Origin of the sequence: Pseudomonas sp. P4795 (assembly GCF_048822895.1) — a bacterium.
Taxonomy (GTDB): Bacteria; Pseudomonadota; Gammaproteobacteria; order Pseudomonadales; family Pseudomonadaceae; genus Aquipseudomonas.
This window is the reverse complement of record NZ_JBMFBT010000009.1, coordinates 279267-292979: the sequence shown is the minus strand read 5'-3', so window position 1 is coordinate 292979 and position 13713 is coordinate 279267. Positions and strand designations below refer to the sequence as shown.

General features: G+C 54.0%; 9 protein-coding genes and 2 pseudogenes. 6 read left to right on the top strand and 5 right to left on the bottom strand.

Features of this window, described 5'->3' with window-relative positions; all coding sequences use genetic code 11:
- From ACOI8A_RS24140 to ACOI8A_RS24125, 4 genes and pseudogenes are all read right to left on the bottom strand, one after another.
- Positions 1–1827, bottom strand: a pseudogene (locus tag ACOI8A_RS24140) (ABC transporter ATP-binding protein); the annotation flags it as partial.
- A gap of 87 nt (positions 1828–1914) precedes the next feature.
- On the bottom strand, positions 1915–2478 hold the full coding sequence (locus tag ACOI8A_RS24135) for a peptidylprolyl isomerase (RefSeq protein WP_420647868.1): 564 nt from the start codon (positions 2476–2478) through the stop codon (positions 1915–1917).
- On the bottom strand, positions 2472–3287 hold the full coding sequence (locus tag ACOI8A_RS24130; protein WP_420647869.1) for an alpha/beta fold hydrolase: 816 nt from the start codon (positions 3285–3287) through the stop codon (positions 2472–2474). Before ACOI8A_RS24130 ends, ACOI8A_RS24135 begins: the two co-directional genes overlap by 7 nt.
- Positions 3288–3301: 14 nt before the next feature.
- Entirely contained in the window at positions 3302–4225 is a 924-nt protein-coding gene (locus tag ACOI8A_RS24125) for a LysR family transcriptional regulator (RefSeq protein WP_420647870.1), read from the bottom strand.
- A gap of 49 nt (positions 4226–4274) precedes the next feature.
- On the opposite strand from ACOI8A_RS24125, the gene ACOI8A_RS24120 reads away from it, so the two are divergent.
- From ACOI8A_RS24120 to ACOI8A_RS24110, 3 genes are all read left to right on the top strand, one after another.
- Complete coding sequence (locus ACOI8A_RS24120; RefSeq protein ID WP_420647871.1) at positions 4275–4589, top strand: 3-phosphoglycerate kinase; 315 nt, start codon at positions 4275–4277, stop codon at positions 4587–4589.
- A gap of 151 nt (positions 4590–4740) precedes the next feature.
- Positions 4741–5340, top strand: coding sequence for an FMN-dependent NADH-azoreductase (locus ACOI8A_RS24115; protein WP_420647872.1), 600 nt, complete (start codon positions 4741–4743; stop codon positions 5338–5340).
- Positions 5341–5663: 323 nt separating this feature from the next.
- On the top strand, positions 5664–6521 hold the full coding sequence (locus ACOI8A_RS24110; RefSeq protein WP_420647873.1) for a carboxylate/amino acid/amine transporter: 858 nt from the start codon (positions 5664–5666) through the stop codon (positions 6519–6521).
- A gap of 91 nt (positions 6522–6612) precedes the next feature.
- Here ACOI8A_RS24110 and ACOI8A_RS24105 read toward each other — a convergent pair.
- Positions 6613–7149, bottom strand: a pseudogene (locus tag ACOI8A_RS24105) (mechanosensitive ion channel family protein); the annotation flags it as partial.
- Positions 7150–7323: 174 nt separating this feature from the next.
- Here ACOI8A_RS24105 and gmtY point away from each other — a divergent pair.
- From gmtY to gmtX, 3 genes are all read left to right on the top strand, one after another.
- Positions 7324–8730 (top strand): gamma-mobile-trio recombinase GmtY, encoded by a 1407-nt coding sequence (gene gmtY / locus ACOI8A_RS24100; RefSeq protein WP_420657870.1) that lies wholly within the window; start codon positions 7324–7326, stop codon positions 8728–8730.
- A 491-nt stretch (positions 8731–9221) separates the two neighbouring features.
- Positions 9222–12980: a gamma-mobile-trio integrase GmtZ gene (gene gmtZ, locus ACOI8A_RS24095; protein WP_420657869.1), complete on the top strand. Its 3759-nt coding sequence runs from the start codon at positions 9222–9224 to the stop codon at positions 12978–12980.
- Positions 12981–13092: 112 nt separating this feature from the next.
- Positions 13093–13689, top strand: coding sequence for a gamma-mobile-trio protein GmtX (gene gmtX, locus ACOI8A_RS24090; RefSeq protein WP_420657867.1), 597 nt, complete (start codon positions 13093–13095; stop codon positions 13687–13689).
- The last annotated feature ends 24 nt before the right edge of the window (positions 13690–13713 follow it).

Genomic DNA, 13713 nt, shown 5'->3' with positions numbered 1-13713 from the left:
GATGCCGACAAAACCTCCGGTCTGGTGTTGCCACAACCGCGCATACAAGCCGCCATGCGCGAGCAGCTCGGCGTGGGTGCCGCTTTCGGCGATCTGCCCGTTTTCCAGCACCACTAGCCGATCCATGCGAGCGATGGTCGAGAGACGGTGGGCGATGGCGATCACGGTTTTGCCCTGCATCAGGGTTTCCAGGCTTTCCTGGATCGCCGCTTCGACTTCCGAATCCAGCGCCGAGGTCGCTTCGTCCATGATCAGGATCGGCGCGTCCTTGAGCAGCACCCGTGCGATGGCGATGCGCTGACGTTGCCCGCCGGACAGCTTCACCCCACGTTCGCCGACATGCGCGTCGAAACCACTACGGCCCTCGGCGTCCGACAGCAACGGGATGAACTCGTCGGCGCGCGCCTTGTGCACCGCGTCCTACAGTTCGGTGTCGGTTGCATCTGGCTTGCCATAAAGCAAGTTGTCGCGGATCGAGCGGTGCAGCAGCGAGGTGTCCTGGGTGATCATGCCGATGCGCTCGCGCAGGCTTTCCTGGCCGACTTCGGCGATGTTCTGCCCATCGATCAGGATGCGTCCGCCCTCAACGTCATACAGGCGTAGCAGCAGGTTGACCAAGGTCGATTTTCCGGCGCCGGACGGGCCGATCAAGCCGATTTTCTCGCCCGCTTTGATGTTCAGATTGAGGTCGCCGATGATGCCTTTCTTCTTGCCGTAGTGAAAATCGACGTGCTCGAAACGCACTTCGCCACGCTCTACGGCCAGCGGTTTGGCCTGCTCGCGATCGGTGACGCTGACCGGTTGCGCGATGGTCTGCAAACCGTCCTGCACCATACCGATGTTTTCGAAAATCCCGGTGACCACCCACATGATCCAGCCGGACATGTTGACGATACGAATCACCAGACCGGTCGCCAGCGCAATCGCGCCCACGGTGATCAGCGACTGCGTCCACAGCCAGAGCGCCAGCGCGGTGGTGCCGACGATCAGCAAGCCGTTCATGGCGGTAATCGCCACGTCCATGCTGGTCACCACGCGGCCGGCCAACTGTGCTTTTTCGGTCTGTTCCTGAATCGCTTCGCGGGCGTAGTGCTGTTCGAAATTGGTGTGGGCAAACAGCTTCAGGGTGGCGATGTTGGTGTAGCCATCAACGATGCGCCCCATCAGTTTCGAGCGCGCATCCGAGGCCTCGACCGAGCGATCCTTGACCCTCGGTACGAAGTAATACAACGCGCCGATGTAGGCGACGATCCACGTCAGCAGCGGGATCATCAGGCGCCAGTCGGCTTCGGCAAACAGCACCAGCGAACTGATCGCGTAGATCAACACGTGCCACAACGCGTCCACCGCTTGCACGGCCGAGTCACGCAGCGAGTTGCCGGTCTGCATGATGCGTTGGGCGATGCGTCCGGCGAAGTCGTTCTGGAAGAAATTCAGGCTCTGCTTGAGCACGTAGCTGTGATTCTGCCAGCGAATCATGCTGGTCATGCCGGGGCTTAAGGTCTGGTGCACCAGCAGGTCGTGCAGGCCGAAGAAGATCGGGCGCAGCACCAAAGCCACCACCACCATCCAGGTCAGTTCGAGGGCGTGTTCGCTGAAAAAATTCGGGTTGGGCGTGCCTTGCGCCAGGTCGATGATACGGCTCAGGTAACTGAACAGCGCCACTTCGATCAGCGCGGCAAACAGACCGACCACCAGCAGGGCGGCGAAACTCGGCCAGACTTGCTTGAGGTAGTAGATGTAGAAGGGGAGGACTCGGTCGGGTGGGGCCGCCGTCGGGGCGTCACGGAATATGTCGATCAGTTGTTCAAAACGGCGATAGAGCATCAGATAACCGCCCGGATACGGGCTCTCCTTTTATCAGTGTGAGCGGCGTGGCGTAAGGCCGACGCCGCTCGAAATGCCCCGCGAGACTCAGTCGATGCGCTTGGCCGACTTGATGATCACAGGGTCGACAGGCACGTTCTGCATGCCTTGTTTGGTGGTGGTTTGCGAGTTGACGATGATGTCGACCACGTCCATGCCTTTGACCACTTTGGCGAATACTGCGTAACCGGCGTCACGGCCCGGGTCGAGAAAGGCGTTGTCCGCCACGTTGATGAAGAACTGGCTGGTGGCCGAATCCGGATTCGAAGTACGCGCCATCGACAAGGTGCCACGCACGTTGTGCAGGCCGTTGCTCGCTTCGTTCTTGATCGGGGCCTTGGTGTCTTTCTGCGCCATTTGCTGGGTGAAACCGCCGCCCTGGACCATGAAGCCCGGAATCACGCGGTGGAAAATCGTGTTGTTGTAATGGCCGCTGTCGACGTACTCAAGGAAATTCTTGGTGCTGATCGGTGCCTTGACCGGGTCCAGCTCGATTTCGATCTGGCCGTTAGTGGTGTCGAGCAGCACGTGCGGCGCCTTGGCCGGCGTGGCAGCCATCAGGTTGGCGGCGAACAGTACGGTGCCGGCGGCGAGGGCGAGTTTTTTCAGCATGGGTCAGTGATCCTGAGGTTTTTAGTATCGGCTGTGGCGAGAAACTCCAGCAGCGTTTGATTGAAGCGTTCAGGTTGATCGAGCGGGGTGGCGTGGCGCGAATCGGCGATCACCACCAGCCGCGCATCGGGCAGCAGTTTTACATAGGTTTCTTTCAGTGCAACCGGCGTGTAATCCCGGTCGGCGCTGACGATCAGGGTTGGACAGGTCACGCGCGAAAGTCGTTCCTGAACCCCCCAGCCGACAATTGCATCGAAGCTGGCGAGATAAGCACGTTTGTCGTTTTTTGCCCAGCGTTGCGCCATTTTCTGCCGCAGATCGGCCTGCTCGGGTTTCGGGAACAGCTTGCCGCCCAGCGCCTTGCCAATGGTTTCCAGACTCAGCAGGCGCATCAGACTCCAGCGCTTGAACCACTGCCAGTAATCGTCGCGTGAACGCAGTTTGACCTGCGGCGCGCTGTTGACGATGGTCAGGCTCTTGAGCAGTTGCGGCTGATCGACCGCCAGTTGAAAACCGATCATGCCGCCCATCGACAGGCCGACGTAATGCACCGGGCCGAGATTCAAATACTCGACCAGCGCCACCATATCGGCGCTGAACCCGGCGATGCTGTAGCGCTCGCGCGGTTTGTCCGAGCGGCCATGACCGCGCACGTCCGGCACGATCACTCGATAGTGCGCGGAAAGCGCCGGGATCTGCATTTCCCAGTCCAGCGTGCTCGAACCGAGTCCGTGAACCAGCAGCAATGGCGCGCCGTGGCCATATTCCTCGTAGTGCAGGTTGCAACCTTCGTGCTCGAAATAGGCCATCGGTGGACTCCGTGTCAGGCTTGTTCAGGGGCGGCGAATGGGGCATCCAGCGGCAGCGTGTCGAACGTGCGCAGCAGGTCGACGAGAATCTGCGACGCCGGACCCAGTGGCTTGTCCTTGTTCGAGTACAGATAAAAACTCGGGTTGCGGCTGCCGCCCTGATCCAACGGTAGCAGCTTGAGCACACCTTCCTTCAATTCGCGTTCAATCATGTGTCGTGGCAGCCAGGCAAAACCCAGACCGCTGGAGACGAAGTTGGCGGCGGTGGCGAGGCTGCCGACCGTCCAGCGCTGTTCGGCGCCGAGCCAGCCGACGTCGCGTGGTTGCTGGCGGCCCGAGTCGCGGATCACCACTTGCATCTGGCTTTCCAGGTCCTGAAAACTCAGTTCGCGGTTCATGCGATGCAGTGCGTGTTCGGGGTGGGCGACGGCGACGAACTCGACATCACTCAGCTCAGTGCCGAGGTAACCGGGAATGCTGAACCCGGTAATCGCCAGATCGGCCACGCCTTCCAGCAGCACCTCTTCCACGCCCGACAGCACTTCTTCGCGCAAACGCACGCGGCAGCCACGGCTTTGCGGCATGAACGCGGTCAGGGCGCGGACGAGGCGGGCGCTCGGGTACGCCGCATCGACCACCAATCGCACTTCGGCCTCCCAGCCTTGCTCCATGTGATGGGCAAGATCTTCGAGCTGGCTGGCCTGTTTCACCAGTTGCCGCGAACGGCGCAGCAGCACGCCGCCGGCATCGGTGAGCACCGCTTTACGGCCGTCGATGCGCAGCAACGGCACGCCGAGCTGATCCTGCATGCGGGCGACGGTGTAGCTCACCGACGATTGCGAACGGTGCAGAGCCTCGGCCGCCTGGGCGAATCCACCATGGTCGACCACGGCCTGCAACGTGCGCCATTGATCAAGGGTCACGCGGGGCGCTTTCATCAATAGCTCCTCTTGTCCTAAGCTGGCTGTCCCTCATGGAGACTGCCGAATGAAAAAATTCTGTTGTGTGTTGCTGGCGCTGCTGCCGCTAACGGCGTTCGCGTACCCGATCGATGTGGAAAAAGACCTCAACGGCCTGAAGATCGACTACGAGTCCTTCGACACCGATAACGACATCGGCTCCATCCGGGTCAGCAACTATGGCGATGTCGATGCAACCTGTAAGGTGGTGTTCAGCAACGGGCCGGAAGCACCGCGCACGCGCAACATCGAAGTCGCGGCGGGCAAGCATAAAAACGCCACAGCCAAGTTCACCCGCACCATCATCAAGCTGCGCATCAAGCTGAGCTGCACGCCGAAATGAATGTCGGCTGAGCACATCACCTCGGGTGTGCTCAGCTTATAAACGAATTAATCGATGCTTTATAGCAGTTATTTGCGCTTTTTCATCGATACGACATTGCTTAACCTTCACTCCATCGACTTACAACAATCTCGGATGGAGGCTACACAACATGTCCCGCGTTCTGATCATCGAAAGCAGCGCCCGCCAGCAAGACTCGGTATCCCGTCAACTGACCCAGACTTTCATCAGTCAGTGGAAAGCGGCGCACCCGGCCGATCAGATCACCGTCCGCGACGTCGCCGTCAACCCGGTCCCGCATCTCGATATCAATCTGCTGGGCGGCTGGATGAAGCCTGCCGAGCAGCGCAGCGACAGCGAACAGGCTTCGCTGGAGCGCTCCAACGAACTGACCGAAGAATTGCTCGCCGCCGACGTACTGGTCATGGCCGCGCCGATGTACAACTTCGCCATTCCGAGCACCCTCAAAGCCTGGCTTGACCATGTGCTGCGTGCTGGTGTGACCTTCAAGTACACCGAAACCGGCCCGCAAGGCCTGCTCAGCGGCAAACGAGCCTACGTGCTCACCGCTCGCGGCGGCATCTACGCCGGCGGCCCGGCCGATCATCAGGAACCGTACCTGCGGCAGGTCATGGCATTCATCGGCATTCACGACGTGACCTTCATTCACGCTGAAGGCATGAACCTCGGTGGCGACTTCCAGGAGAAGGGCCTGAATCAGGCCAACGCCAAACTGTCCCAGGTCGCCTGATCCGTTAATCGCCAGATAATCACCGAATGGTCTAGTGACCTGGCGCAACCCCTTCAAGGTTTCACGCGCATCGAACCTCCCTTTGCACTTGTTGCTCCTGAGTGCTGCAGCCCGATTGAACGCCTATGCGAGATCGGGCTTTTTTTTGCCTGTGATTTGATGACCCCTGTAGGAGCTGTCGAGTGCAACGAGGCTGCGATCTTTTGATTGTAAAAAACAAGATCAAAAGATCGCAGCCTGCGGCAGCTCCTACAGGGGGATTTTGTGTTGGTTGCAGAATGCAAAAACCGCTATCGTCGCCGCCATTGAAAATCGAGGCGAGCATGGGCTACCTACTTTTTGTCACGTTGATCCAGGCGTTTTCCTTCAGTCTGATCGGCGAATACCTGGCCGGGCATGTCGACAGTTATTTCGCGGTGCTGGTGCGCGTGGTGCTGGCCGGGCTGGTGTTCATCCCGCTGACCCGCTGGCGCTCGGTCGAGCCTGGGTTCATGCGCGGCATGCTGCTGATCGGCGCGTTGCAGTTCGGCGTGACCTACGTCTGCCTCTATCTGAGCTTCCGCGTTTTGACGGTACCGGAAGTGCTGCTGTTCACCATCCTCACGCCGCTGCACGTGACCTTGATCGAAGACGCTTTGAACCGACGCTTCAATCCGTGGGCATTGATCGCCGCATTGGTGGCAGTGTGCGGTGCGGCAGTGATCCGCTTCGACCGGATCAACCCGGATTTCTTCATGGGTTTCCTGTTGCTGCAACTGGCCAACTTCACCTACGCCGCCGGGCAGGTTTTGTACAAGCATCTGGTGGCGAAACATCCGAGCGATCTGCCGCATTACCGCCGCTTCGGCTTCTTCTACCTCGGCGCACTGGCGGTGGCATTGCCGGCGTTTCTGCTGTTCGGCAAAGCCAACTTCCTGCCCGAAGCGCCGCTGCAATGGGCCGTGCTGATATTCCTTGGACTGGTCTCCACCGCACTCGGCCTGTACTGGTGGAACAAAGGCGCGTGCCTGGTCAACGGCGGCACCCTGGCGGTGATGAACAACCTGCATGTGCCGGTGGGCTTGCTGCTGAACCTGCTGATCTGGAATCAGCATGAGGAGCTTGGGCGGTTGTTCATCGGCGGCAGCGTCATCCTCGCCGCCGTCTGGATCAGCCGCCTGGGCATCAGACGCACCGCATGACCCCTGTAGGAGCTGCCGCAGGCTGCGATCTTTTGATTTTTTAAGATCAAAAGATCGCAGCCTGCGGCAGCTCCTACAGGGTTTTGCGGTGTTACATCAGGTGTTTTTCGGCTTCAGGAATGTGGGCTGCACCCAGCACCGCCGGCAACAACCCGGCGCGCAAATCCCCGCCACTCGGCTGCTGATACAAGCTCAAACCAAACTCCGGCAACACCGCCAGCAGATAATCGAAAATATCCCCCTGAATCCGCTCGTAATCGGCCCACGCCGTTGTGCGGGTGAAGCAGTAGATCTCCAGCGGAATACCCTGCGCCGTGGTCTGCATCTGGCGCACCATGCAGGTCATGTTCGGCTGGATCTCCGGATGACTTTTCAGATAGGCCAGCGCATAAGCGCGGAAGGTGCCGATGTTGGTCATGCGCCGGCGGTTGGCAGCCATCGCCGCAACGTTGCCCTGCGCTTCGTTCCACGCCTTGAGCTCGGCTTTCTTGCGGCTCATGTAGTCGGTGAGCAAATGCACCTGGGTCAGCTTCAGCTCTTCATCGTCACGAATGAAGCGCACGCCGCTGGCGTCGATGAACAGGCTGCGTTTGATGCGTCGACCGCCGGATTGCTGCATGCCGCGCCATTATCACCGCTTTAAAAATCATACTATCTAGTAAAGCCCCAACTTCTCCCTCACCCTCGTACGCCTAGAAGCTCCCTACCACACATCCCCTTTCAGTCCTTTCCATACCTCCTGGCTCCCTCGTAATATAGGCAATATCCACATACTAACTACTACATACTACTAGGATGACTCTTGGCCTTTGCCCTCAGGATCAACACGCGGTACGTGAGTGACAACACAGGGCGAGAAGTCGAGCTGCCTGGTCTCCTGACACAAGATGGCCTTCTCATCTCCCACCTTCGGTACTTAGCCTCAACAAGATACCTGCGCAAAGGCGCTTCTTGGCGTGAACGGAGTATCTTCGCTCTGAAGCTTCTGATGTCCTATATCGCTGCCAATGAGGGCCGGTTCGAGAAGACAATGGCGCTCTTGGAGTCATTCGCCCCGGCGCTAGAATACGGAACGATCAACGTCGAGACGCAGACAGATCCAAGTGGACTTTACTGGACGCCTCGCAGAGCCGAGGACGCTAGAACGCTCATGAACCACATCACAAGCTATACAGACTGGCTTGCTGATGAACCTAACTACAATGCGACCAGGGCCAATCCATTCAGACAAGCCAACTCGGTTGAGGAACGGATGAATTGGTGCGCCTACTACCAGAAGCAATCGAATGTATTCCTGAGTCACCTGAATAAGCCAAAGGATGCAGCCGCTCAGCAAGCCCTCGTACGAAAGACGCAGACAGGGGCAGTACCGACATCGAACAGGAAGCCGACCAAGCGATTTCCAGAGAACGAAATCTATAATCTGCTCGAAAACGGTTGGGTGCGCCGTAGTTCAGATCCAAAGGCATCGTCTCACGACTTTATCGATTACAAGGGGAGGGCGATTACTATCCTCATGCACTATTCTGGGCTGCGTAAGAGTGAGGTGTTCCAAATGTTCCTTTCTGACGTGATCGTAGACAAGAAGCGAAATGAGGCGATTGTTCGTATTTGGCATCCGTCCTTGGGGCGAGTGGAGGAAAAAGGATATACGAATAGACGGGACTACCTGAATAGGCATTATGGTAGAAAGCCCCGTACTGAGTATGGAAAGACGAATTCCCTGCATGCGGGTTGGAAAGCACCATTACTGACTGATGGAGCTGATGGTTACCTAGAAGTCTATTTCTATCCACTCAATACTGCTAAGTTGTTTTTGCATAATTTCTCTTGTTATCTGAAGTGCCAGAGAGTCAACCCAGCTACGCATGAAGATCATCCTTATGCGTTTACGAACTCTAAAGGGCACCCTGAGACGTTAAAAAACTTTAATCGACAGCATCGCGCGGCAGTGCACCGCATTGGCTTGCCTCACTCCAAAAAAATTGGAACAACAGAGCATGGGCATCGTCATGCCTATGGTTATAGGCTAGAGGAATCCGATCTTAAACCGGAGTTTATTCAGAAAGCTTTGCATCATAAAAGTATTCACTCACAGCAAGTATATAAAGAGCCAACTGAGCAAGATATACGAGATGCGTTTGAAGAAGGGGAGCGGGCGCTGGAGAGGAAGCGGCAGAAGCGTCAAAACTCACTCTCCCTGATATAAGACTAGACGCTCTCGCATACGCGCCAGCTTGAGTCATAGCTACTCATCCAAGCCGCCGAGACCACACTAACCATCTTCAACATTAGCTCCAACGCATAGAATCGACGGGTTACGGCCGTCCGATTCACCAGCTTACTGGCCCGATTTTCCCTTTCTTACCGGAAAAAATATTGGGTCACCGCAAAAAATAATTAAAAATGTAACAAAACTTTTCGTTTTTTGGCCGATTTTTAATCGGCCGCGGTAGGGGACTACCCCCTTCATTTATACGCTGGAAAAAAATTTGAGTACCAGACTTCCACCTCAGCCACTTTCTCACGCTGTTGTACCTGATTTTCTAATTTTAAACTCCTTATAATGATAGCAACATGCTACTGGTAACTACGGTTTTGAAGTTGGTAAATGTTGTCGAATTTTGTAAGGTGGGGGGTTGAAATCGTTAAGGGATGTTGTAACGTTCGCTGATATTGGATCAATAAGCAGGTGAAAATATGAGCGAGATGGATGGGTTAAACTCCCCGGTAGATAAGCTGTCGAATGAAAGTGAGGGGGAGCAGCGCTCAAGAATTACAGGTAGGCGGAGACCTACAAGAACTGTTAAAGGGTTTATACGTCCGAAATCTATTTCGGTAGAGTTTCTTGATTATAAGAAAGCTTCTGCACTTGTGATTGCTAATGGTATAACGAATATTAGGCAATATAAAAAATTTCAGCGTGATCATTACAATTTACCGAAACACCCGTACACCTATTATGGTGGCGATTGGGAGGGGTGGCTAAATTTTCTCGGGGTTCCAGAACCTTACGCTACGCTTGAGGAATGCCAAAAGGCTGCTCGCGATTTGGGAATAACTGGGGCCGCAGACTACAAAAAAAGGCGGCGTGAAGATGCTCGCCTGCCTGCCAGCCCCCCATTTGTGTATGACAATTTTCCTGGGTTTCCAGTATTCCTTGGCGTCGGCGTGCCTGCCTACGACACATTAGCTGAAGCTTCCAAGACGGCAATTCGAATGGGAATTCGGTCGAAGGATGCTTATGGGCGCAGACGTAAAGAAGACCCTAAGCTCGCTGCAATGCCGAGCAGGCAGTATGCAAAGGAATGGAAGGGATGGGTTCACTTCTTAAATATAGATACTCGTGATTTCATTTCTCCTCAGTCTCGAGGGTTTTACGCAACATACAAAGAATTCAAAGAGGCTGTTCGGAAATTGGGAGTTAGGAATCAAGGTGAATACCAAAAGAACTACTTGAAAGATAAAAATCTTCCAAGCCATCCTGATCTTGTCTACCTCGAAGAATGGCAGGGGTGGGGAAGATCAATGGCTGGTCGAAAGTCCCATGAATGCGCAACTTGGGAAGAAGCGCGGAAATTAGCGTTGCCTTACAGGTTTAGCTGCGCGCAAGATTACGTTAAAAATTATAAGGCTGATCCTCGCTTACCTTCGAATCCGGAAAGAAAATTTTTAGATTTTCCTGGATATGACGTCTTCCTATTGCCTGATACGTACGGTGAACTTGAAGATATCAAGCTGGCTGCCAAGCTTCTCAAGATCAAAAGTAAAAATGATTACAATGCGGCTTGTCTCAAGCATTCAGACCTTCCAGAAAATCCGGATGTTCTTTTCGTAAGTGAATGGATTGATTGGTACGATATCTGTGGCCTGCCAACACCTTACAGCTATACTGAATTACAAGAAATTGTAAAGTTGCATGGGTGTAAAATCATGCAGGATTACACCGATCTTTGGAGAGTGTTAAAAGATCCTAGAATGCCCTACAGTCCAGACAAAGTTTATATGGAGTGGGCGAACGTTTACGAGTTTCTGAGTGTGGAGCTCCCTAGTAAAGTTCAGTACATATCTAAAAGCAGTAAGAGATGGGCAGATGATATTAGAATTTATCTCGATAAATGTCCCGTAAAGGGGTCGCGAGAACAATCGCTCTGTAGGTTTGTACGTCACTTTATCGAACCCCATGCCTTAGGAAATAGTGTTCATGAATTTCTTAGTGGCGGCTTGGTGGATACAAGAAAGTATCTGAGGTTTCTTGAGGCGCAAGGTGATACTGATCACGGTCGACGGACTTCGTTTGCAGTCAATGAGTATCTAGAGGACGCACTCAAACGGCATTTTACGGAGGAGGATGAAAACGGTTATGCTTATCGTGTAGCTGGTGCTTCGAATCCTCTTTCTGTTGTGGAATTTGGTGGATTCAAACCCACACCTTCGGAGTCGGTCAAACCTGTACTTGCCTACCAGTTTGTAGAGGCTATTCGGGATTGGATTGTACCCGAAAACGCTACGACCTTCAGTGACTTGAAAAGCGTTCATAACTTTGATGGAGATTATTATCAAGTCGATGCCTCGGTTATTGACCCGGATGACCCGAACTGCGTCTATCGCAAAGCAGGTGACCAATACTATCTGTGGTTCCCAATACACTGGATTGCTCTCTATACGCTTGTCTCGGTACCGGCTCGCGGTCGCCAGATCATGTACAACGATTCTGGGGAAGCCGATGAGTTCGTGGTCGAGTTGGTTGATGGAAAGCCAGTATGGGTCAAAAATAACGGTCCACTGGTAGAGTTAGGTAGGCAGCATGGATTTGTTACCCATTCGAGCCAGGGTGAGTGGGGTATGCACTTCACGAGTAACAAGACGAGCTACGATGGAGCAGGCTATGACGTGCCCTGGATTCCGGATAAGTTGGTCTATTGGCTAACCGTGTTAAAAAACTGGCAACGGAAATACAATCCGATTAACCGTGTGACGCCGTGGACCGATTGTGCCAAGCGCTGCAATCTCAGTAAGAGCAGGCTAAAAAAGAAGGGGGCCAACTGCTTCCTGTTCAGAGCATTCGGGGAAGAACAACCCCCACTTTTTACGCCCTCGATGATCAGTCGCCTTGCGGCTGCTCTCTACTTTACCCAGCCAAGCAACATTGAGCTTGCAACGTTTGACGGGAGGGGCCGCCCCTCTGCGTTAACTCGCTACAGTTCACGATATACGCCTCACAGCATGCGGGTGAGCTTGATCACCGCCTATGTTGTGGATTTCGGCATGCCGGTGCAGATCATCATGAAGATCGCGGGGCACACTTCAATAGTAATGAGTGTGTACTACACAAAGATTAATTCAACCAAGATGCGGCAGGCTATGGCCGAGGGGGAAAAGCGGGCGCTCCTGAACAAGGCTACTGATATACAGCTCTTCATTGAGCAGAACCGTCTGGATCAGCTCCATCATCAGTTAGTGGCCAACAGCGAAGAGGCACTGGCCGCACTCATGTCTGGCATGACAGGTACCCAGTTGGTACGAGATTACGGTGTTTGTCCATATGCAGGCGGTCGATGTGAAGACGGCGGTGTACCGTACAACAAAGTCTCATATATGCCAGCTCCGGCGGGGTATCTTGGCATGCAGAATTGCCCTCGTTGCCGTCACTTCATTACCGGTCCAGTATTTCTAGGTGGCCTGACAGCCCTGTGGAATGAAATCAGCCTGAATGTGAATTTGCTCTGGGCGAAGTACAGCGAACTGGACGACCAGCTTGAGGTCTTTCGGGCCAAAATTCAGGAGTTCGATTATCTCGAAATGGAGCTTTCAGTTACTGAAGACATCTTCGATGACCGTGAGCGACTTCAATGTGAGATCGCATGCCGGAAGCTGCATGCTGAGATGGAAGGTGTCGCTACGAAGATGGATATGTATCTCGGTGATATGCAGGCCATTACGAAGCTCATTGAAGATTCTCGGGTCTTACTGAACAATCAAGCTACCGAAGGAACAGATGATGAGGGTAACGGCCTTAAGCTTATCGTCAGCGACCAGAGCGATCTTGAAATTGAATATCAGGAGACCTCGTTTTACCAGCAGCTCAACGAAGTGTGCGTGAACGCAACGATCTATCAGTCAGCTTCCGCTGTCCTCGCAACTCCACGAAGGTCTCAGATGATTGACCGGATGGCATTGATGAATGACATCCGCCCAAACATGTTTAACCTGAGTGAGCGAGAGCAGTTACTTCTTGGTAATCAGGTTACAGACTTCTTCTTCAAACGTCTGCAGAATTGGGATCGGGTCAATCAACTTATCAGTGGAGATCTACTGCTTGATGATCTTCAGGGGGGCGAGCGTATCTCTAAAATCGAATTTTTTAAACTTTTGACGACCAATCCATCTAATTTGGTTTTCGGCTTAGAGCATCAGGTGGCTGGGATTGATGTCATTGATACTAAATGTGTTGCGTAGTAATGGATATGTTCTCAAATCCAAGGGGTTACAAAGACCCTTTTGCGTTTCTACCCGAATCACATTTTGAAGATGTGCTGATAAGACCGGCATGTTACTTGAGGAACGTTGAATGACCCCAGAGGAATTGCTTGCACATCTGTGCGAGAAGTCGCCCCGACAGAAAGCGTCGCTTGAGGCTATCTATGACGTTTGCAAGGACATCGTAGAATCGGGTGGTACGGATTTCTCGTACGCTGGTATCGCCCGCCTAGGTGCCGAGCGAAAAGTGCCTAAAGCACAGAGCATTGCTAACAAGACCGGAGAAAACTATCAAGCGCTGATTAAATGCTTCGTTTCGGTACCAAGTACTCGCAGGCGTGTGCCAACGCTCCGCGGTGGTGATGCTTGGGCAAATGAGATCAAGGATCCCCAATTGCGCATCCTTGTTCACCGAAGCCTTGCGGAACTAGCTGAAGCGCAGCGGACAATCAAGGAGATTGTGCCGCCAGGTACTGTGATTCGTGTGGACGATCGCTCTGGCACTGCACCAGATTTCAAATTGTCTGCCATTGAGCGACGCGCTATGGAATACCTGAGGTCTGATGACTTCCTGCACGACTGGAAGTTAGAACGGGGGAGGGTAGGAGACATACTCGACCCTGAGAAAAAAACTGTTTTCAAACCAGGAACAATGCAGGCGATTGAAAAGGTGTTGAAGTACCTTTGACAACGGCCACATCGTCCTGGACTG